The organism is Pantoea sp. Fr+CA_20 (assembly GCF_024520835.1).
GTDB lineage: Bacteria > Pseudomonadota > Gammaproteobacteria > Enterobacterales > Enterobacteriaceae > Pantoea > Pantoea allii.
The window spans coordinates 105,136-127,425 of sequence record NZ_JALNPN010000006.1; the positions used below are offsets into that span (position 1 = coordinate 105,136).

Annotated in this window: 20 protein-coding genes; 8 read left to right on the top strand and 12 right to left on the bottom strand. The window is 49.4% G+C overall.

Translation table 11 applies throughout. The annotated features are described in order from the left end of the window. Positions 1-251: 251 nt before the first annotated feature. Positions 252-2,330, top strand: a complete 2,079-nt coding sequence (locus NR177_RS10230) for a TonB-dependent siderophore receptor (protein WP_372340339.1) — start codon at positions 252-254, stop codon at positions 2,328-2,330. Further along, positions 2,317-3,453 (top strand): ABC transporter substrate-binding protein, encoded by a 1,137-nt coding sequence (locus NR177_RS10235; RefSeq protein ID WP_372340338.1) that lies wholly within the window; start codon positions 2,317-2,319, stop codon positions 3,451-3,453. The genes NR177_RS10230 and NR177_RS10235 overlap by 14 nt, the downstream gene beginning before the upstream one ends. Before the next feature lie 51 nt (positions 3,454-3,504). Here the strand turns inward: NR177_RS10235 and NR177_RS10240 are convergent, their stop codons facing one another. From NR177_RS10240 to NR177_RS10280, 9 genes are all read right to left on the bottom strand, one after another. Then, positions 3,505-4,482: an XdhC family protein gene (locus tag NR177_RS10240; RefSeq protein WP_172896885.1), complete on the bottom strand. Its 978-nt coding sequence runs from the start codon at positions 4,480-4,482 to the stop codon at positions 3,505-3,507. Continuing rightward, the gene (locus NR177_RS10245; protein WP_306278015.1) at positions 4,479-5,078 is read right to left on the bottom strand and encodes a nucleotidyltransferase family protein; all 600 of its coding nucleotides are present in this window, start codon (positions 5,076-5,078) and stop codon (positions 4,479-4,481) included. The genes NR177_RS10240 and NR177_RS10245 overlap by 4 nt, the downstream gene beginning before the upstream one ends. Before the next feature lie 2 nt (positions 5,079-5,080). Beyond that, positions 5,081-7,417, bottom strand: a complete 2,337-nt coding sequence (locus NR177_RS10250) for a xanthine dehydrogenase family protein molybdopterin-binding subunit (protein WP_082875121.1) — start codon at positions 7,415-7,417, stop codon at positions 5,081-5,083. Then, positions 7,414-8,406, bottom strand: coding sequence for a xanthine dehydrogenase family protein subunit M (locus tag NR177_RS10255; protein WP_256852838.1), 993 nt, complete (start codon positions 8,404-8,406; stop codon positions 7,414-7,416). The genes NR177_RS10250 and NR177_RS10255 overlap by 4 nt, the downstream gene beginning before the upstream one ends. Then, complete coding sequence (locus tag NR177_RS10260) at positions 8,403-8,891, bottom strand: (2Fe-2S)-binding protein (RefSeq protein WP_096011666.1); 489 nt, start codon at positions 8,889-8,891, stop codon at positions 8,403-8,405. Before NR177_RS10260 ends, NR177_RS10255 begins: the two co-directional genes overlap by 4 nt. Before the next feature lie 223 nt (positions 8,892-9,114). Then, positions 9,115-9,942: a metal ABC transporter permease gene (locus NR177_RS10265; RefSeq protein WP_370513222.1), complete on the bottom strand. Its 828-nt coding sequence runs from the start codon at positions 9,940-9,942 to the stop codon at positions 9,115-9,117. After that, positions 9,939-10,796, bottom strand: a complete 858-nt coding sequence (gene sitC, locus NR177_RS10270) for an iron/manganese ABC transporter permease subunit SitC (protein WP_096011668.1) — start codon at positions 10,794-10,796, stop codon at positions 9,939-9,941. Before sitC ends, NR177_RS10265 begins: the two co-directional genes overlap by 4 nt. Beyond that, complete coding sequence (locus tag NR177_RS10275) at positions 10,793-11,614, bottom strand: manganese/iron ABC transporter ATP-binding protein (RefSeq protein WP_241568043.1); 822 nt, start codon at positions 11,612-11,614, stop codon at positions 10,793-10,795. Before NR177_RS10275 ends, sitC begins: the two co-directional genes overlap by 4 nt. Further along, positions 11,611-12,519, bottom strand: a complete 909-nt coding sequence (locus tag NR177_RS10280) for a metal ABC transporter substrate-binding protein (protein ID WP_241568095.1) — start codon at positions 12,517-12,519, stop codon at positions 11,611-11,613. The genes NR177_RS10275 and NR177_RS10280 overlap by 4 nt, the downstream gene beginning before the upstream one ends. A 325-nt stretch (positions 12,520-12,844) precedes the next feature. On the opposite strand from NR177_RS10280, the gene NR177_RS10285 reads away from it, so the two are divergent. The 4 genes from NR177_RS10285 (at position 12,845) to NR177_RS10300 (ending at position 14,464) form a co-directional block, all read left to right on the top strand. Then, the gene (locus tag NR177_RS10285; protein ID WP_063876991.1) at positions 12,845-13,135 is read left to right on the top strand and encodes a hypothetical protein; all 291 of its coding nucleotides are present in this window, start codon (positions 12,845-12,847) and stop codon (positions 13,133-13,135) included. Between the two features lie 229 nt (positions 13,136-13,364). Then, positions 13,365-13,613, top strand: a complete 249-nt coding sequence (gene ycgZ, locus NR177_RS10290) for a regulatory protein YcgZ (protein WP_109717709.1) — start codon at positions 13,365-13,367, stop codon at positions 13,611-13,613. A 166-nt stretch (positions 13,614-13,779) separates the two neighbouring features. Next, positions 13,780-14,067 (top strand): hypothetical protein, encoded by a 288-nt coding sequence (locus NR177_RS10295; protein WP_096011671.1) that lies wholly within the window; start codon positions 13,780-13,782, stop codon positions 14,065-14,067. A 142-nt stretch (positions 14,068-14,209) separates the two neighbouring features. Beyond that, positions 14,210-14,464 carry a biofilm/acid-resistance regulator YmgB/AriR gene (locus NR177_RS10300; RefSeq protein ID WP_063876994.1) on the top strand — a complete coding sequence of 85 codons (255 nt, stop codon included), beginning with the start codon at positions 14,210-14,212 and terminating at the stop codon, positions 14,462-14,464. Positions 14,465-15,135: 671 nt separating this feature from the next. Here NR177_RS10300 and NR177_RS10305 read toward each other — a convergent pair. Continuing rightward, positions 15,136-15,861: a YoaK family protein gene (locus tag NR177_RS10305; RefSeq protein WP_096011673.1), complete on the bottom strand. Its 726-nt coding sequence runs from the start codon at positions 15,859-15,861 to the stop codon at positions 15,136-15,138. Positions 15,862-16,201: 340 nt separating this feature from the next. Here NR177_RS10305 and NR177_RS10310 point away from each other — a divergent pair, with 340 nt between their 5' ends. Then, complete coding sequence (locus NR177_RS10310; RefSeq protein ID WP_256852839.1) at positions 16,202-16,534, top strand: hypothetical protein; 333 nt, start codon at positions 16,202-16,204, stop codon at positions 16,532-16,534. Positions 16,535-16,554: 20 nt separating this feature from the next. Then, complete coding sequence (locus NR177_RS10315) at positions 16,555-16,929, top strand: RidA family protein (protein WP_256852840.1); 375 nt, start codon at positions 16,555-16,557, stop codon at positions 16,927-16,929. 3,015 nt (positions 16,930-19,944) lie between these two features. Here the strand turns inward: NR177_RS10315 and NR177_RS10320 are convergent. Together NR177_RS10320 and NR177_RS10325 are read right to left on the bottom strand one after the other, a co-directional pair. Next, a complete protein-coding gene (locus NR177_RS10320; protein ID WP_096011676.1) occupies positions 19,945-20,916 on the bottom strand; it encodes a ParB family protein in 972 nt (323 codons plus the stop codon). Between the two features lie 7 nt (positions 20,917-20,923). Continuing rightward, positions 20,924-22,123, bottom strand: a complete 1,200-nt coding sequence (locus NR177_RS10325) for an AAA family ATPase (protein WP_063877098.1) — start codon at positions 22,121-22,123, stop codon at positions 20,924-20,926. Between the last annotated feature and the right edge of the window lie 167 nt (positions 22,124-22,290).

The following is a 22,290-nucleotide window of genomic DNA, read 5'->3' on the forward strand; positions in this document are numbered from 1 at the left end:
TTGCGGCGTGCATTTTAGCATGTAGTAAAAATTCCGGTATTTCTGTTTACTACTACATCGTGCAATGGTTGAATGATTATCAATTACAAATCAGCGCGTGAACAGATCCTTTATGCTTTTCCTTCGTCGCTGAATAAATACGCGCAGTCAATGTGGTTATTTACTTTATTTCTCTCTTTGATGATCAGCGAAAACAAATAATGAAAAAACGTTCCAACGATATTAAACACCTGGGAATCCAGCAGGCGGTGATGCTGGCGATCTGTTCTGGCGCGCTGCTTGCACCGGGTGAAAGCCTGGCGGCGACCAGTGATGATACGGTGACAGTAACCAGCGACGCTAACAGCAATGACGGCTATGCCGCCTCCACCAGCAGCGTTAGCACGAAAACCCCTGTGTCTCGTCTGGATGAGGCGCAATCTGTCAGTACCGTGACACAGCAACAGCTCGACGACTACCAGGCCAGCAGCCTGAGCGACGCGATGCGTTTTGTCAGTGGCGTTGCTGAGGCAAACACACTGGCGGGAACAGAAGATGGTTTTGTCCGCCGTGGGTTCGGTAGCAATTCCGATGGTTCCATTTATCGTGATGGCATCCGCAGCAGCCAGGGGTTGAATCTGGATGCCACGACGGAACGCGTTGAGGTGCTCAAGGGCTCGGCGTCTTTGCTCTACGGTATTCAGAATCCTGGTGGGATTATCAACGTCATCAGCAAAAAGCCTCAATATTCATGGCAATCCTCGGTAAGCGGTCGCTACGCGAGTGAAGGCGGCGGTGCCGGTACGCTGGATGTGACGGGGCCGTTGGGCAATGGCTTTGCCTTCAGGCTGATCGCAGAAAAACAACGTCAGGATTACTGGCGTAATTTTGGCAGTGATGAACACTCGCTGCTGGCCCCGTCGCTGCAATGGTATGGTGAAAAAGCCAGCCTGTTAGTGAGTTACAGCGATTATCGTTATGACATTCCCTACGACCGCGGCACCGCCTTTATTAACGGCTCTCCTGTCGACCTGCCCTACAAGCAGAGACTGGATGACAAAGCCAATCATGCCTGGGGACGCAATCAGGCACTCAACGCTCATTACGACTGGCAGTTTAATGACAGCTGGAGTACGCGATTGACCCTTGGCTGGAATCAGCGCCGTTATGACAATAATGAAGTGCGGGTGACGGCGATTGATCCTGCCAGCGGCGTGGTTACGCGGCGTGCCGATGCCAACCGCGGATTTAATCAAAAAACCAACTACCTGTCGTGGGATGTGCTGGGTAATCCAGAACTTTTTGGCATGACACATGCGCTGGTATTCGGCACAGATTATGAAATGAATCAAACCTATCGTGCGCATCAGTATCAGGGCAAGAATGACCGGCGCTTCAACTATTTCAATCCGGTTTATGACATGCTGTCTCCCGTAACCGACAGCACCACTGAAAATAGCGCGAATGCCAACAACCTGAACCGTATTCACAGCCGTTCGGTTTATCTGAAAGACAGCATTTCGCTGAGTCCCGACTGGATCGCGGTGGTTGGCGGGCGATACCAACATTACGAGCAACGGGCTTCGAAAGGTTTCAACCCGGTGATTCAGACACTGGATGATGAAGGGAATAAATTCCTGCCACAAACCGGGCTGATTTATAAACTAACACCTGATATTTCGCTTTACACCAGCATGAGTAAATCCTTCACGCCCTCAACGGATGTGGATGACGAAGGGAATGTCAGCAAGCCCGAGCAGGGAACGACCTGGGAAGTAGGAAGCAAATGGCAAATCTCCCCTCGCCTGTTCGCTTCCGTCGCGCTTTACAGAATTGATGAAAAGCAGATGTCACTCAGCATTAATGGCACGACTCGTCCTGTTAACAAAGCGCGCTCTCAGGGCGTGGAAGTTGAGCTGAATGGCGAAGTTGCGCCCGACTGGGATATCAGTGCCAATTACAGTTATGACAATGCCGAGATCGTCGATGACACGATTAATCCGGCCAACAACGGCAACCGCTTACAAAATGCGCCTGAACATGCCGGTGCGCTTTACCTGAGTCATAACCTGGTCATACCGGGTTTGCCCGGCGATTTTCGTGTCGGTGGTGGTGCACGCTATGTCGGCAGTCGTGCGGGCGATCCTGACAACAGCTTTACTTTACCGGATTACGTTGTCGCTGACGGCTTCATTGCCTGGAACAACCACCTGCTGGGCAAAAAAACCCAGTTGAGGCTTAATCTGAATAACCTGTTTAACAAACACTATTACACGTCGAGCGGCGGTAACCTGCGCGTACGTGAAGGTGAAACCCGCAACCTGATGGTACAAGCCCGTGTTGAATTCTGATTCTTTTATGAAGTTCTGGCTGCGCACGCTCCTGCTGCTGTCCGTGACAATCAGCACGCTCGCCTGGGGCAAAACGATTACCGATATCAATGGCACTCGGGTTACTGTGCCCGATCATCCCCAGCGAATCGTCCTGGGTGAGAGCAGGATGCTGTACACCTTTGCCATGCTGGAGGCCGGCAATCCTTTCAAAAGGCTGGTTGGCTGGCCGCAGGACCTGAAAAAGTACGACCGGCAGACCTGGGATATTTTCGCGCACCAGTTTCCCGAGATGCTGAACATACCGTCAATAGGGTTAGATGGCACCAATGATATCAATCCTGAGCGGGTGATTGCGTTAAAACCGGACGTGGTGATCCTGCCCGAACTGGCTCGCAGCAGTGAGGCGGGGCAACGGCTGGAAGCGGTATTAAAAGCAGCCAATATTACCGTGGTGAAAATCGATTTACGGGTACATCTCCTGCAAAACACGACGCGCAGTGTTGCCATTCTGGGAGAGGTGCTGAATCAGCGTCAGCGGGCAACGGCTTTCAATCAGTTTTATCAGCAACATATGCAGACTATTCAGCAGCGCCTTGCCGGTTTTCAGGGCCATAAACCCACCGTGCTGTTACAGCTTCACCTGGGCCGCCGAAATGAATGCTGCGTGACCGCCGTGAATGGAAGCCTTGGCGATGTGCTGTCCTTTGCGGGCGGAGACAATATTGCCAGTAAGAAGGTGCCTGGCGTGTTCGGTCGGCTGAATGAAGAAACGGTGATTACCGCGAATCCGGATTATTATTTCGCGACCGGTAGCGGTGGTAGCGACGATGCTTCAGACCTTCGTATCGGTCCCGCCATCAGTCAGTCGGAAACGCGTGCGTCCCTGCAGCAGCTCACCGCGCAACAAAATGGCCTGAAACAGCTGCGTGCGCTGCATAACGGTCATGCCGCGGCAATGTGGCATAATTTTTATCTCAGCCCCTGGCATGTTGCCGCAGCAGAGTTTTTTGCCAAAACCCTTTATCCAGACCTGTTTAATGACGTTAATCCGGAACAAACCCTGCGGCAGATCTTTAGCGACTTCCTTCCCGTTCCCTATTCAGGCACCTATTTTTACTCGCTGAAGAAAGAGTCGCAGTAACCTGCGAACCGGCGGCAAGCTGCACGTAGCGCCGCCGGCCCCTCTGCTGACCTAAGCTCCGTGTTGGTTTTTAATCCGTACGATATCTGCCATCACCGACAACGCAATCTCCGCAGGCGTTTTACTGCCTATGGCTATGCCAATCGGCGCGCTAATCCTGGCGAGTTCCTCCTGATCAAATCCCGCTATCGCCTGAAGGCGAGCTTTTCGTTTAGCGCTGTTTTTTTCCGATCCCATGATGCCGATATAAAATGCGTGCGTGTTGACCGCTTCCATCATGGTTAACTCATCAATACGGGGATCGTGTGTTAACGATACGATGGCGACTGAAGCATGGGCACCGTTTAACTCCAGCCAGCGTGCAGGATGCTGCGGCACAATCGTGATGTTATCTTCACCCGTAAAGTGGCGTTCCAGCTCACTTAACATCTCCGGACGATGTTCACAGACCCGTACATGAAAACCCAACAGCTGGCCAAAACGAATGCATTCAAACGCGACGGCAGAATAGCCTGCCACCAACAGTTCGGGAATGGCGCCCACGGGCAACACGATGTCAGGGTCCTGATAGCTGAGCACAGGTAACACGGCCGAGAGGGCCACAACGTCCCAGGATGCACGTTCGCCTGCAGACAAGGTTTTTATCAGCCGGGATTTACCGATGAGCGCCTGATGCATGGCCTGTAACAGCGCGCCGCTGACAGTATCAGGGAGCAGGTATTCCACCAGCACGTCCAGCCTGCCGCCACAGGGCAATTGTACCTGGGTTTGCCGTCCACCCTCGCCATAGCGGATGACCTGGCTGTTTACCCGGTAATGTCCTTCTGCCAGACGCGCCAAAAAATCCTCTTCAATGCAGCCACCCGAAAGCGAGCCACAACACTCGCCCTCCTGGTTGATGACCATCATCGTGCCGGGCGCCCGGGGCGAAGAGCCCCAGGTACGCAGTACGGTACACAACCAGACCGCCTGCCCCGCATGATGCCAGCGCAAGGCCGTGTCGATAACCCGCTGATCCAATGTAATCATAAGTGGCTCCTGACGTGCCGTAAGTCATCCGGGTAATCAATATCGTCGAGACAACCCCGATCGCTGAGCGGCACATAGCGGATTTGCTGATGTTTAAGCACGCTTTGTGCACCCACATCGCCTGTCAGCTGTTGCAACGCGGGAAAAAACGATCGCTGAAAGCCAACCGGATGACCGGGCTGGCCTTCAACCTGCGGGCGCGCAAGCGGATAAAAATGCAAAGCCTGATTCACCGCCTGATAGCTTTCAGCGGTGAGAAAAGGCATATCTCCCAGTGCAATGATGACCGCATCATAGTCCAGACAGGCTCTGACGCCTGCCGCTATCGACTCACCCAAACCGCCACTGACACAAAATACCGGTCTTATGTTGTGCAGTAACGCATGAATGGCCTTATCTTCCGGACGCGTGACGACAATGACATCCATACCGCTTGCCTTTGCCTGTTCCAGCGTGTGCTGCAAAACGGGTTTTCCCTCCAGCATCGCCAGCAGTTTGTGGTGGCCATTTCCCTGTCGAAACCGGCGGCTCATTCCCGCCGCCGTTAGCACAATCGCCGTTTTCACATCCGCACTCCTGCCAACATCGCCGTGCATGCTTAAAGGATCTTGTCCAGCGTAATGGGCAAATCCCTGACTCGCTTACCGGTAGCGTGATAAACCGCATTGCTGATGGCCGCAGCAACGCCCACGATGCCCAGTTCACCCACCGTTTTGCCGCCCATGCTGGTGGCTTTGTAGTCAGGTTCGCCAACATCAATGGTGGTGATGGCGGGAATATCTGCATTCACTGGAATCAGGTAGTCGGCCAGGTTGTTGTTAATCACTCTGCCATTACGCGGGTCAATAATTCCGCCTTCAAGTAATGCCTGACCTACGCCCATAATCATGCCGCCCACCCACTGGCTTCGGGCGAGTTTGGGATTATAGAGCCGGCCACTGTCGAAAGCCGCGACCATGCGCTTTAGACGTATGGTGCCAAAATCTTCATCTACCCTCACTTCAACAAACTGCGCACTCCAGCTGTGAGCCGACACGTCCTGTGGTCGACTCATTTCATTCAGGCTACCGGTGACGCTGTCCCGCTCCTGCGCTGACATCTCCGGAGAGAAGGTGCCACCTTCTACGCTGAGCCCGTCCAGGTGAGCCAGCTTAATCAGTTCACTAAAGCTAACGGCCTGGGAAGGTTTGGCGGTGAGCTGTATCCCCCCGTTCGCCAGCGTGAGCCGATCCTGTGGTACGCCGGCAAGTGGAGAACCCTGGGTCTGGCTGGCCAGCGCCAGTAAACGCGCACGCAGCTTTTTCGCGGTATCGTCTACGGCGGCGGTCAGGTTTCCTGCCAGCTGAGATCCACCCGCCACGCCCGCCCGAGGCAGTTGCGTATCCCCTAATTCAACGTCAATGCGTTGTGAATCAACGCCCAGTATATCGGCGGCGGTCTGCGCCAGTATGGTATAGGTGCCGGTGCCGATATCCGCGCCGGCGCACTGCACCACGAGCTGTCCTTGAGAAGACAGCAGAATTTTTGCTTCCGCCGGCATGGTATTCACCGGATAGGTACCCGAAGCCATTCCCCAACCAATGAGTTCTCGGCCTTCGCGCATCGATCGCGGTGCCATGATGCGCTTGTCCCAACCAAACGCCTCAGCGCCTTTTTGGTACGCCTCTTTCAGGCGGCGCGAACTCCACGGAAGATCCTTCTGGTAATCACGATCGGCCCAGTTAAGGAGACGAAAAGCCAACGGATCAAGATTGAGTTCATAGGCCATCTCATCCATCGCTACTTCCAAACCAAATGCGCTCGGGTTTTCACCGGGCGCGCGCATCCAGCCTGGCGTCACCATGTTGACAGGCCTGACCTGATGCTGGGCAGAGAGATTTTCGATGGCATACATGCGGCCGGTCACCTTGCTGCAGTTTTCGGCGAACACATCGATAAGTGACGTTTCACTGAAACTGCGCAGGATGACGGACTGGATTTTACCCTCCCGCGTCGCGCCCATTTCAAGCTGTTGTGAGGTCGCCGGACGCCCGCCCAGACCGGTAAAGGTTTGTGGACGCGTCAGTGACACACGAACCGGGCGATTAAGCGCGCGTGATGCCACACAGGCCAGCGCGACATGCGTATAGGGCACGGGTTTAGACCCAAAGCCGCCGCCAACATAGGGTGAAATGATACGCACTTGCTTTGGTGTAATGCCCATCCATTCCGCAATTTCCACCTGGGCACCCATCACCCACTGGCTGGGTTCCCAGACCGTCATGTGGCCATTATCCCACTGGGCAATACAGGCATGAGGCTCCATGGGCATATTGTATTCACGTGGTGTGGTGTAACGCTGATTGATACGGACCTCGGCGTTACGCATTGCCGCTTGCGCGTCGCCCAGATTAATATCCTGGGACGTCAGTGGTTTAGGTTCTACACCCTCATCTGTCGGGGATATCAGCGCAGGCGACGTCTCATAGGCAATCTCGATCAGTGAGGCTGCGTATGTTGCCTGCTCGAACGTGTCGGCCACGACCAGGCCAATATTCTGACCATTATGGATAATGACATCATCCTGGATCGGCGTATAAGTTGTCTGGGCAGCGCCACCGTCGGCGATGGGCGTTGGCTTGTTAATCTTTAAAGTATTGAGGTGCGTATAGACCGCAATAACGCCATCAGCGCGTTCGGCTTTGGCGGTATCCATATGTTTGATTCGCCCACTGGCGACAGTGGACTGAATCACAACACCGTGCACAGCATTCTCAGGTTTATGCTCAATCGCGTAACGGGCTTTTCCCGTCACTTTTACCTTGCCATCACCGCGGGATCGTGGCGTCCCCAGGCCCGAAAGGCTGGCGGGCGCGCGGCGATAGTGATCGTTATGCTCGCCCGCTGCGGAGACATCTTTCTCATTGCCTGGCAGGTCGTTTTTGTCATGTTTCATGCCATTTCTCCTGCCGCCATCAAGGCGCGCGCAATGACCCGTGGCGTAAGCTTTATTTTGTGCGCATTGCCAGAGAGCGCCTGGGTTTCCTGAGTAATCAACTCGGCAGCCGCATAAAGCGTTTGCTGCTCGAAAGGCTGACCTGCCAGCGCCTGCTCAATGCGGCGTGCGCGCCAGGGTTTTGTTGCCACACCACCCAAAGCGATATGAACCGTTTCAATCCGGCCCTGATTGAGAGTCAGTCCAACGGCTGCGCTGGCACTGGCGAATTCGTAGGAAGTGCGATCGCGGACTTTTAAATAGTGGGAGTGCTTCAGCGCGGCAGACTGCGGGATTTCAATGGCCACGATAATTTCATCAGCCAGGAGAGCATGTTCATGATGCGGTGTGTCCCCTGGCAGCAGAAAGAAATCCTCAACCAGAATACGTCGTCTCTGTTGCTGGCTGTTTTGCACCACCACCGTTGCATCGAATGCCGTCAGGGCAACAGCAAAATCACCGGGATAGACGGCAACACAGTGCTCACTGTTTCCCAGAATGGCATGATTGGTATTGACGCCCTGTAGCGCGGCGCAGCCAGAGCCAGGAACGCGTTTGTTACACGCGGAGAAGGTTGCCGGATCGCGATAATAGGCACAGCGGGTACGCTGGCATAAGTTACCGCCAAGCGTGGCCATATTACGAATTTGCGGCGATGCCGCCTGCCATAAGCTGCCATACAGCGCGGGCGCTTCTCGCTCACAGGCCGGATGACTAGCCAGGTCACTCATGGTAACCAGTGCGCCAATCGTGATGGTATCCTGACTGAAATCAATGTCAGACAGGCCGGATAACCCAGCAATATCGGTCAGGCGTGAGGGCGTAAAGACACCACATTTCATTAAATCGAGCTGCGTCGTGCCACCCGCGATAAGATGGTTTCCGGGTTGATTTTTGGCTCCTGCCGCATCCTCGATGGAATGCGCAACCTGCCAGTGAAATTCATTCATCGTGCCTCCTCCGCCATTTCAGCCGCAGCCTGCTTAATCGCATCAATGATGAAAGGATAAGCACCACAGCGACAAAGGTTGCCGCTCATGTATTCACGAATTTCATCGTCGGAGCCGGTATGGCCTTCTTTGATGCAGGCAACCGCAGACATAATCTGCCCTGGCGTACAGTAACCGCACTGAAAACCATCATGCTCAACAAAACAGCGCTGCACCGGGTGCAGTTCACCTGAAGCCTGTTCCAGACCTTCAATCGTGGTCACGGATTTACCTTGCGTCTGCGCAGCCAGCGTCAGACAACTCAGCACCCGCTGCTCATTTACCAGGACGGTACAGGCACCACATTGCCCCTGGTCGCAGCCTTTTTTCGTGCCGGTCAGATTAAGATGATCGCGCAGCGCATCTAATAAGGTTACGCGAGGATCGACGTTTACCTGTCGGGTCTGACCATTGACCTGCATCGTTAACGGTATTTTTTCTGACATTGTCTGTTTCCCATGATTGCAGAGCCGGTTAGGTGATCTGTTGCTTATACATAACGGGCGAGATAAGAACGGGGAAAGTCGGATAACCCTGATGTTTACATGCGTATGTACGTCATTAGGTTTAGCACTTATTTTCAGGAGGCGAGGTAAAAATACGAAGATTGGCGTGATTAGGGCGCGCCAGCCGCCTGGGTTTACACGGCGGCCAGCGCGTTCATCAGCATCATGAATGGGGTAAGCGCGGTAGTTTGTGGTTAGTTATCAGAAAACTGACGATAAAGACCAGCGCAAACAACACGACAATCGTCGGCGCGGGGGCACTGTCGATAAAAAAAGACAGATAAACACCACAGAGTGACACAATCAGCGAAATCAGCGTCGCCAGCATCAGGGCATGGGAGAATCGATGGGTCAGCAAAACGGCAATGGCACCTGGAGCGATGAGTAGAGAAATCGATAAAATAATGCCGACGGCTTTCAATGTCGCCACAATGGTCAGAGAGACCATACATAACAGCCCATAATGCAGCCAGCGCACCGGTAAACCACAGACCTGCGCCTGCTGTGCATCAAAACTAAACAGCATCAAATCGCGCCACTTCAGGCTGACCATGACAACAATTACGGCGGCAATGCCCAGGGTCTGGAATATGTCGCTGCGACTGATACCGAGCATATCGCCGAATAAAATATGGTCGAGGTGGATCGCTGGTTTCACGGCAATATATAAGATCAAACCCACGGCAAACATACCGGAAAAAACAATGCCCAGGACCGTATCCTGCTTGATTCTACTGTTGTCTTTGAGATAACCGCTGGCAACAGCACAGAAAAAACCGGCACTGAATGCGCCAACAGCCAGAGGTAACGACAGCATCCAGGCCAACACAATGCCGGGGAAAACGGCATGGCTCATGGCATCCCCCATCAATGCCCAGCCCTTCAGCACCAAAAAAACGGACAGCAGCGCACAAGGCACCGCGACCACAGCGGCAATGAGTAAAGCATGATTCATAAAATCGAACTGAAACGGTTCCAGCCACATCATCATGCCTCCCGAATGGACTGCGTTTGGGCACGACGGCGGTTCGCCAACAGACCATGCTTAGGCGCAAACACAAAGGCCAGCAAAAACAGTAATGTCTGCGCTACAACAATGATTCCGCCCGTCGCGCCATCAAGGTAATAGCTCACCCACGCGCCCAGAAAGCTTGTAATGCTACCGATGGCGACAGCGATAGCCAGTAAACGGGGAAACCGGTCGGTCAGTAACCATGCCGTTGCCCCCGGTGTGACAACCAGACAGATGACCAGAAAGGCTCCCACGGTTTGCAGGGCGGCAACCGTTGAAACAGCCAGTAAGGTGAAAAATAAGATCTTCAGACGTCCGGGATGTAAACCCACGGCGCGGGCATGGTTTTCATCAAAAAAGGTCACCATCAAATCCTTCCATTTAAAAAATAAAATGATGGCAGAGGTGAGTCCGATAATAACCAGTTGAAAGATATCGGAAGGCGCAATGGCCAGAATATTGCCAAGTACGATGGTCTGAATATTCACGGAAGTGGGATTCAGTGAAACCATAAACAGCCCAAGACCGAAGAACGAGGAAAAAATCAGACCAATGATGGCATCCTCTTTCAGTCGCGTGCGCTGGTTAAGCAGCAACATGCTTCCTGCGGCTAATCCCCCGGATAAAAAAGCGCCCAAGGCAAAGGGCAAGCCGAGCATATAAGCGCCCGCCACGCCGGGTACAATTGAATGTGATAGTGCATCGCCAATAAGCGACCACCCTTTCAGCATCAGGTAACAGGAAAGAAAGGCGCACAGGCCGCCAACCATGGCTGAGATCGCCATGGCATTGACCATATATTGATAACCAAAAGGTTCCAGTAATGTTGTCATGGTTGGCCTCGCGATGGATTAGCGCATGCCGGTGCAATCACAGGACGCTCACTATCAGTGATAACCTGACTGTGGCCGTCGTCAATCATCACATGACGCAGCACGCCGCTAAATGCACGCTCAAGGTTTTCGGGCGTGAATGTGGTGGCTGTGGGTCCACTGGCCAGAATGGTGCCTTTAACCATGACGGTGTAATCACAAAACTCGGTAACCGATCCGAGGTTGTGTGTCGAAACCAGCATGGTTTTGCCTTCATCACGCATTTCACGCAACAAGCTGATAATTTTGGCCTCAGTCTGAACGTCAACGCCGGTAAAGGGTTCATCCAGTAAAATCACCTCACCCTGTTGGGCAATCGCTCGGGCGAGAAAAACACGTTTTTTCTGACCGCCAGAAAGCTCACCGATTTGTCGTTCGCGGAATGCCAGCATATCGACACGGGCCAGGGCGTCAGTCACGCGGTCACGATCGTGCTGTTTAGGTCTGCGCATCAGGCCCATATGCCCGTAACGTCCCATCATGACCACATCATCCACCAGAACCGGAAAAGACCAGTCCACCTCTTCCGCCTGGGGTACGTAGGCCACCAGGCTGCGACGAAGCGCTTTACGTGTTGGCATACCCAGTATGCTGATTTGACCGGCGTGGGCAGGCACAAATCCCATCATCGCTTTAAAAAGCGTGGATTTTCCCGATCCATTAACACCGACGAGTGCCGCAATTGAACCCGCTGGCACACTGAAACTGGCATTATGCAGCGCGGTGTGTCCATTGCGGTAGGTCACCGAGAGGTCGGAAACAACAATTGTTGGGCTCATTGTGTTTTCATCCCATCGTTGATGCCGTTCACCAGGGTTTGAGTGGTCACTTTCAACAGGTCAAGGTAAGTCGGCACCGGACCACTGGACGTACTCAGGGAATCCACAAACAGCACGCCGCCATAATGCGCATGGGTTTCACGGGCAACCTGACGGGCTGGTTTATCGGAAACGGTACTTTCACTGAAGATGACGGGAATGGCATTTTTTTTCATTTGGTCGATAACGTGGCGAACCTGTTGCGGCGTTCCCTGCTGATCCGCATTAATTGGCCAGAGATAAAGCTCTTTAAGTCCTAAATCACGAGCCAGATAGGAGAATGCGCCCTCGCTGGTGACTATCCAGCGTTTGTTTTCAGGAATAGCGGCAATTTGCTGACGAACCGGTTCGAGCGCTGTGACAATCTTTTGTTTATAGGCGGCAGCATTGCGCTGATAGGTACTGGCATTGGCTGGATCGTATTTGACTAAGGCGTCACGGATATTATCCACATAAATGAGTGCATTATCTGGCGACATCCATGCATGAGGATTAGGTTTGCCGTTATACGGCCCCTCCCCTATTCCCATCGGCGTTATGCCTGTTGAAACGACGACTTCAGGAACGCCCTTGAGATGCTGATAAAAACGCTGAAACCAGAGCTCCAGATTCAGGCCATTAGCCATCACCAGTTGCGCGCCTTGTGCACGCTTGATATCCCCCGGCGTCGGCTGATACTCATGAATTTCCGCGCCGGGTTTGGTAATCGACGTGACTTCAGCTGCGTCACCTGCCACATTTTTTACCATGTCAGCGATAACAGTAAAGGTGGTGACAACCTTAAATTTTTCCGCCGCATAGCTGTGAACACTAAGGAACAGACTAAAAAAGATGCCAAGTGTAGTAACTGATATTTTTCTCACCATATTCGCCACCCAACGTTTGAATGTGACCATTCTCATAATTTAGCATTAGCTAACTTTTATAGCACAGGCTATAAAAGATCACACAGAAACACTTTGTGAAGTTTTTTAATGAAATGAATGGAAGTTTGAGCTTTTGTAATGCAGAGTGGCTAAATAGTTATTCTAAAAGCAAAATTCGGGCAACATGGCGCAACCCGATATGCAAAAATTCGACGCAATGCGCGGTGCACAACCGATTCCTCACAGCGGATAGCTCTTAAGGTAAAAGGGAACAGTATTCTTTGCTAAAATTACTCTCATCGAACAACGATCAAAGGAGGCTCTTTTGTTACTTTCCCAGCAGCAACTGACCAACACGATCATTGGCGAAGCCGCCCTGAATCTGATTGCAATTAATCAGGATGTCAGCGTCGAGTCTCTGGTCGATGAGCTTAACGTGATGACGAAATCTGAAGTCGATGAGGCCAGACTGTCACAGTTGTATGATGCAACGAAATGGCTTATGGGTTTCAGGAAAATTGGATCTCGCCTGGCAGCAGGTCCCGGCTGGTCAGCACGCAAGTCCGTGTTTTCACCATCCGCAGATAATGACTGCGATGACATTTTCTTAAAATAGTACTATGCTCCTTTCAGAGCAGCAGGTTATTAACCTTGCGCCTTTTAGCGTTAAGGCAACATAACCTCCACACATGCTCTATCCTTCTGTAACTTCTTGTTTTAAATGCGTTAGCATCTTTTGCACAAAAAAAACCTCTCAAGTTCATCAAAATTCTGTACAAGTTTTTAAAACTTGTATAACTTTCGCTCTATGGCAAAGTACATTTTAACCACTTGAGGATAACAGTATGCGTCAGAACGGACATGCACCGGATAATACCAGCGACATCGCCCGTTACTTCAACCAGGCAAATTTGCCCTCGCAGCAAGAAACGCTGGGAGAGATTGTTGTTGAGCTACTGCGCGCAGGTCAAACCCTTTCTCGTAAAGCAATTTGCAGTAAATTACTTCACCGTCTTGATAGTTGTGATGCCACGGAGCAACAACGTCATTACCAGGCGTTGATTGGATTATTGTTTAGTCGCGAAAGCGAATAGAAGGTTTTCATCTTTAAATATTAATTCGTTACCGAAAGTAATTTCTGATCGGGCAGTACCACATTTACTCAAAGGGATAGTACTGCCCACAGCTGACGCGGGAAGGTTAGCTGTCCCCGTCATCGTGACCGGAACATGGCCACAAATCGTAATCAGAGAAGCCAGTATGTACAGAAGTGAAGAAGAAAAAATAACGGACGTGATGATAGGTGAGGCTGTTCTGACCTTACTCAAATCGGAAAGTCCGATATCCAGTAATGCGTTAATTGCTCAGCTAGAAGCGATGGCAGGCGAAACCGACGATGCAACGAAGCTTCAGGCTATTAAAGTTGCGATTGTTGAAGTCCAAAAAGGAATAGCCTCAGCCAACAGCCGCCGCAGAGTTGATCTTCCCGAACGTGATAATCATCGCTTAAACAACGATGGCCCTCCGGAAGGCTCTAAAAAACATTGAGTTCACGGCGATTGCCTAATGATTGAGCAATCGTAAAGTGTAAGTACTAACCTGTGTTACGCCCGATTAACCTTAATATTTAATGACACTGTCGGCTGACTCCCAAAGATGCAACTGACGATTTTCCTAGAGAATTATGACTATGCAACAGAGCACATCAGATTTAGCCATCATCGAGTTTTTTCGCAGTGAGGGAGAGCATCTTGCTCAGGAAACTGAGTTGCTTGGCAGAGTTATCAGAAATATCGTTAGCGATGAGAAACGCGTAACCAATAAAGCCATCATCCTGTATTTGATTGCAGAGCTTGAATGCACTGATGATGAGTTCCGTATTGAGCTGTTACGCAGAACGCTGGAAATCGTTGTCGGTCGTACGCCGGACGATGCAGGTATTTGATTCTGTTAACTGCGTGATTCAGTAATGGATGACGCAGGTAATGCCCACGTCAGTTTTGTTTTATCCTGCAAAATGGTGAGGTTACAGGTCAGCATTAGTGCATTTTGCGTGAAAAAAAATGGATTGCGCGCTGGCAAAGAACTTTGAATCGCCTGTCACGGCTGTCCTGACTCAAACGAAACAATGCATCTGTGATTTGGTGAAACTGTATGGGCTCACCCACCTTCAGAAGTTCACTTACCACTCTCCCAATCAGCGCACGAATATCGTTGTCTTCATGGTTATTCACATAACCTCCAACTGGTGTATGTATATACAGACTAACACCTTTGTTATCATGAAAACAAAGCGGATAATGAAAATAAACCTTAAGCGAAGCGGCAATACAGCGTTATATTATTGATTTTTTGGGTCTATTTATTTTCACTCCTGCTAAAAAATTATACTCACCCTCAAAATCTTACAAAATCAGATAAAACGTAAAGATTTATTTCTTTTTTTGGTCAGTTAATCGGAATGTATGCTCGCATAACGTTCCCAATCCATTGAATAGCGATTCCAAGTTTTAATATAAAAATATTATTTATTGTCGTGATCAGCATTTCATTAATAAAAAAAAGCGGTTAACGAAATAAACATCAGCAAAAACCGCCTTTCCGATAAATTAACTATTACAACTTCTTTGCATTATATAACGTCATCACAATTGCGCTTACTGAGAGAATAATGAGAAAAATACCCAGCCCAATCATAGCGTTAAAGGCATAGGTTTTAAACAGGAGCAGACCGACAATACAACCGGTTAAAAAAGACAACACCGTAGTTAAATGCGTATATAACTGCTTTTGTGCAAATCGTCTGTCACAAGGCTCTGCACGTGATACAAACGACGACAGATAAGAACCGAATGCGATTCCGGCGTCAGTAAGCGTGCCAGTAATATGTGTCGATCTGACACGGCCGTTTGATAATTGCGTCGAGGTCGCGTTGTGGAGCCCCATCAGGAATCCAAGCATTAACAGGACCTCACCATTGTAACTGGGTGAATAAAATAATTTTTCAAACAGCGATGCGGCAGTCAGGGCAAAACCTTCTGCCAGTATGATCAGGCAGAAAATGGTTCTGATTTTACGTCGTTCTCCTGCAATAATGACTAACCTGGCGGATGTGCATCCGATGACAAATGCCGAGATCAAACCGGCAAGAAAAAGCAGGCTATCCAGATCGGAAGTAAAGACTTCTGTTGAAATTTGAGAGGTGTTCCCGCTCATGTGCGACGGGAAAAAACCAAATGCGCCCAGTGCCATAGCATTAAGTATGCCGGCGGTTGTTGCCAGTGCCAGGGCCAGATAGCGGTCCTCTGTGTGAGATCTTATCTTCTTCTTTTTTATAAGCACGCCGTTCCCCTATGAATGTGTATATCTCTCCCCCGGGTTACCTAAAACCCCGCCATCTAATGGTAGTACGCTTTCGAATGCATCGCGGTTAATACAGATAAGTCTGGGTCTGTAACCTGTTAATTGTATTAATTTTTATAGTTTTCTGGCCAGGATTTCATGGAAAGTAAACACCTGTTACAACCGGTTTTTCTTCCATAAATTTCCTAATCTTATGGCATATCCACGGCAGAGACGGCTCACTTTAGCGAGGATTTAACTATGCAACGCATTTATGGCAGGATACGCGCCCGGGCTCTGGCCACTCACACCAGTCATATGAATAAGTCAGGATAAATACATGACAGCTTTAAAACGTAAATTCATTATTCCAGCCGCCATTGCCATTGGCGGCCTGGGATGGTGGTTAATCCCCCATTATAATGCTGAAGATGAGGCCTATTACATTTCCGTGATCTGCGCGGTATCTCAGCAGAATGAACATCAGTTACACAAAGATATGCAAAACGTGATAGAGGGCAGTAATTCAGATTACGCGTTGCAAAAAATCCATTTCATCCCTGCCCTCGCAAACCGGGTCATTAATGACTGGAAGACGCTGACGCCTGAGCAGAAACAGCAAGCGTCGCATAACAGTAGCCAGTGCACACAACTGATACGTGCGCAGAAGTGATTCATCAGGAGCAAACCACTATGATGCCAGAACGGAAAAACTATCCCGCACTGGGGCAGGTAAATGCCCCTTACGTCCATGCCGTCCGCCACAATCAAACGCTCTATGTATCAGGCTTAACGGCCTTCGGTACTACGGCGCATCAGAGTGATATTGCGGATCAGGCAGACGTGATCTTCGATCAACTGGAAACTATAGCCGCGGCGGAGCACACCTCACTGGCGAATTTACTCAAAGTGACTATTTTTATTACCTCCTTTGCCGATATTGATGCGCTGCGTCACGTACTGTTTAAACGATACGGAGACCACTTACCTGCCAGCTCGTTGGTGCAGGTTAGTGCCCTGTTTTCGCCAGACTTGCTCATTGAAATCGACGCAATCATCGCCCTGTGATTTTATACATACTGCACGCACGTTGTGATACAGGTTAACAACGCTCTTATCGGCGGTGCATAACTCCTCTTCTTCATACGATGTCCGCCGTTAGCGTCACCACCATCAAAACACAGCGTTATGGACATTTATTTTGCTAAGCAGGCAGACGATATTTTGCAGGAAAGGATCGGCTTTGAACTGCTGGTCAGTGATGACAACCTATCAAGGTAAAATATGGCATGCTCTTGCACGTTGCTCGCCTAACATTTCGCCTTCAGGGGAAATCATGATGACCGGCACATGAATATCTGATGCGCCCAATACCGTTGTTAACTATGCTATCGACAGCATAGCTGACGCCTTCTGCGCTTATATTTGATTGAAGCTATCAGCACGAATCCTCCTGAAGATGCTGGTCTCTGCGCATTGGAAGGGAACAGCAATTCATTTCCAGCCCGGTTAAGGTTGTCGCTCTCTCGGTGTTAAGCAGAGGATAAGCAAGGCTACGCGCCCTGCCCGCCTTTTATCATCTGGATGTTATCTCTGGATTATCAGAACGGTTTTTAGCTTTCATGTGCTCCCGCTATACGCAACATAATGATTTTTTTGCCAGGGTGCACATTGCTCGCGGGGACAGGTCAGTTGCTGCTCCTCAACGCCACAAAGGAAGGTTTTCTTCGCCGGGATATTCCGCCGCACCATCTACCTGATGGTGAGTCAAACGCAGCCATTTAGCTTCCATGAGAACCGTCATTGAAGATGCTCCACAACCAGCTGAACACTTTTGCTTTTCGTCTGGGGAATGCACTGTGCCGCAAGTGGCAGGCTTCAGCAATTTATCATAATGAAGAACGTTCGTTTCTCCTGTTCCAGGTGCAGGTATATATTCAGCCTGCCGATGAAACGCAGTGCAGCACCTGAATTTCAGCCTGAAATCGCCAAGCATCCTGCCCATATCTGATTACAGTGAATGTAATTTCTGTTCACTGTAATCAGGCAGCTAAACAAACACAGCACACGCAGTGGCTGCAAATAGTCGGGTATCAGCATATAGGGTTCACTACAGCGTTGTGTATTATGTTAAATAATCATGGCATCAACAAATCAACGACAGTCAGGGTACTGCGTTAAAGCTGAGAACTACTACGTAGCAGAGTAAAGACTCTTTTTTGCGGCGTAATCATGGCTAATTGCTCGTTACCTCGCAGACCTTATTAACACAGATGAGGAACACATTTAAAAGCGCACGGGATTACCCATTTATCCGAGTAACGACGGTACCTGCAATGTTATCTGTCGAATGGTGGTCTGTTTTCTGGCTCATTAAATACTGACCTTTAAACAGGCAGCAAAGTGTGAATGATATGAGCATTGTTTTAGGCCGTTAAAAATTGAGTGGTCGTGCGCGTATGCCTGAGCCAGATATTCTCCCAAAGGTATCCTCTTACCGACTTCTTCACACCATTCTGACTCATTGAATCTGAGGTGAAGAAGGATTTCAGGCTGAAATCGCCAAACAGGCCACTTTACTGTTACTGATTACAGTGAACGTTATGCATGTATTCACTGTAATCAGCGCAACACCGACACAGATACGATCCTTCCCTTTAAGCCCCATTGGTTAAAGCCCGGATTGCGCTGACTCTACTTGTAATCCTGTCTCCCGCTGAACGGGAAATATCACCCGCTCCGTAAGCATGCACACTTACGTATGCCAACACTGAAGCATTCACTGCAATCAGTAGATGATACTGAGTGGCACTTTTTTAAAGGGATAGCTGGAAGCGATCGGCTCCAGAGAAGTCGTTTCTGATTACAGTGAATAAAAGTACGGGCAATCTCTTCGCCGTTATCCTCTAAAGAACTTATCCGTTTGGCATTGGCTGATGCTGTTTTCTTTGGACAAATGGCATCAGGGCTTTTCCGTCTGATAGGGGGAACGTTAGACTGACCGAGTTGGGACGTGATTCATGCGACACATATTAAGAACGGCCTTGAGTGAACCCTTACATTCAGGCTCCGGAGGCACGGATAAATAGCAATCCGTCGCAAAATCTTTTTTGTTCAACATGACAATGCCATCGTCGGACCAAACCCAGTTAAGAGAGAGCGGCAGTAATGTTTGAAGAAGGGCCAGGTACATAAGTGCAGATATTGAGGGCGGTCTGGCGCGGCCTGAACCTGTTGCACTCGCCGATAAGTATTCCAGACACGTCAAAACCTCAGTTTTGCACCTAAGCAATATCGTTTACTCAGAGAGGCATTTGCTCTTACAGATCAGATGAATTGGCTAAGGTGTGACTTTCGTCATCCACTTTTTACCATTTGATTGCAACAGGATGACAGCCTACGTTCAAAAGGGTTTATTCAGAATTCCCTTACTTATCCACTTTTTCTGTGGATAAGTAAGGGATATTTTCTGTATATCATTCTCAATGATATTTAGCATTTTTCCTTTTAGCATTCTAAAGCCAATAAAAGCTGTAAATTTGAATGATTTTATCGCCTCAACGATGACAAAAATTTCACCTCGGATGGAATTTCAGCCTGAAATCGCCAGAATAAAAACGTTATTTATCAATAGTATAATCTTAAAAACAGCGCTGCTTTCGCCATCCCGTTATGCTGTTAGCGACTCTGCATATTGCGCGATGCGGTTAAAATGGTATTTCGGATCGTTAAGCTGTTAAGAGAGACCTCCAGACAGGAGAATGCTTGAGCAAATATCGCTCAGGCCTTACATCGACGTTCAATGAAAATTTTCAGCGTTAAAACCGTCTTTGTCATTCTTGTCCGATTTTCAACATGTTTTTGATTAGGTTTTTACGAGCAAGAAAACTGGCGAATTTCAGATCAATAAAAATAAAATAGTCATTTAAATTATGATGTTAAAAACATCTGGGGCCGTTTTCTTTGGCGATTTCAGCCTGAAATTCGCTATTAACAGCGTACTGAAACGTGAATGGCGGAGAAAAAAAGAAGGGGGGAAAGCGCAAACCAGACAAATACAGGTTGCCTGGTTTGATGTACGTTTTAACGCGTCATATATTTCTTTAAGGTTTCAGCAATGACCTTATCAAGCTCATCCTGGAGCTCTTTGGACTGACGGTTAAACTCATAGCTGAACATTCTTCCGCGCGTTTTTTTACGTGCAAAGCGATCTTTATCTGCAAAAGACCAGAGGGTGACCGCCGTTGTTTTATCTTTTTCCGGTTCTTTCACCAGTGTCTGACTGCCCTGACGAATCAACCTGAGAATGGTATTTTTCAGTTCATCCTCAGCTAAACCCTCACGCGCTCTTACCACATCAATTTCCGCTGAGATTGCGTTTATCAGTGCATCTACAGTCTGGCCTGTTTCACTGAGTTTATCCGCCGCCTGGAGCAACGCCTTATAATCAGGATAAGTCAGCTCAGATTGATTCGGAAAAAGGGATATCAAATCAGCAGGAACGCTAGCGGCCTGCAGGGCTCGCGTAACTTTGGCTTGTGAGAGCCCTTGGTTTTCAGCAATCTCTTTTTGTGACAAGCCACCGTCTTTGAGTGCCAGTAACCGCATACCGACTTCACGCAAATTATGCTCACGTGCTGTCTGGATATCCTGAGCCAGCCGGCGGGCTTCATCAGGCGTTATCGCCGCATCTGTGACAAGCACATCAAGGCCAGTTTTACAGTAAAGCGCCGCCGCACGACGTCGTGAGCCATCCAGGATCTCAATACGTTCACCTTGCATGACACCAATGGCAGGGAAGAACTGCTGAAGCTTAATAGTGCGAATAATATCGCGTAGCGAGTCCGGTGTGAGTCCAGACTGATCACGCCCATTTGTTTCCATGGTCACAAACGTTTTGGCTTCAACGTCATTCGCAAGAATATGTTCAAAACGAAATAAGGCACGCTTTCCTGTTGCCAGTACAAACGTTTGTGAATGGCTATCAGCGCTTTTTTCTGTGTTTAACGGTGTCTGGCTGAAGGTTCTGCCGATCGTTATTCTTTTTGCACTCATATAAACCTCAGTTCAGGCGGATAAATTCAATGCGGTCGAAAACCGCTTTAGCAAAGTCTTCAGCGGCAGAACGGGCATTTTTCAACGCCTCACTGCTGCCGACATAGGTAGAGGGATTGGCAGATATCACGGTGTCAAAAGACTCACCACATCGCTCAAAACCATCCAGACGCGGCAGCGTCGCATCCAACATATCGCCACCGAAAATTTCTTTTGCCAGGCTGTGGCAAAGTTTATGGTCTGCTTTGTTTGAAAGCTTAGACATAAACCCAATGTTGCCCTGAAGTCGACAGGTCGCGCCGGACTCTTCAATAATGCCGATGAGCTCGGGCAAACGGGTCAGGTACTTGAGTGTGGAATGAAAATCCACCTGCGCAGGCGGGACAGGCGTCATCAGCAGATCGGACGCGGCTATCGCATTTTTTAAAAAGGCATCTAAATGTGGCCCGCTATCAATGAAGATAAAGTCGTAATCTTTTTTAAGCTTAGAAACCACATTATCGTATAACACTGAATGAATATTTTGCCCGGGCAGATGTGTGGCACAAAGCTGATCCCAACTTGATGCAATAAATGCATCATCTATCGACGCAGGCAGCACATCCACACCGGGGATGATGGATGACACAATAAATTCATTCACCAGCTCATCACGCGTGACGTTTTGCAGCATCGCCTGAGCGGCCGTGGCCTCAACAAGTCCAACAGAACGCTCATGGTTTAAAAACATGGTGGCCGAGGACTGTGGATCAAGGTCAATAACGAGAATGCGCAGGTCTTCATACAAGAGGTGAGGGTGCGCTCGCAGCGCGTGAGCCAGAGAAACCGTAGAAACGGTTTTTGAAACACCACCTTTAAGATTACCCACAAACAAAGTAAAGGCTTCAGTATGGCGATCGCGGTATTTAGGCACGCCGCGATGATGATAAATATCAATAATATTCTGAATGGACATCGCGTACTTGACGGAGCTACCTGCTGCACGTTTATCGAACTGATAGCCACTCTCTTCCATTTCGTTCACTGCATAATCTACGCTGGCACGCGTTAACTTTGGCAGTTTCGCCAGCGCAGCCTTGGCATAGATTTGGTAGTAACTGTTTTCTTGCAACTCAAGTTTTTGTGCCTGAATTTGTTCAGTAAGGCTCAATAACATGCGTTCTGAACGCTGAGCAACTTTCATGACCTGACTATCATCGTTAGCCATACTTACTCCAAACATGTAGGATTTATGAATTTATACCTAAATCCTGCACATCAGGCAAGAATTTATCTTATAAACGTAATCTTGTGTTAGATGTGAAACTCCTGATTTTTGTGACGCTATTCGCACAATTCACTGTAATGAGCGTGTGTCGCGCTGGACAGGCATCG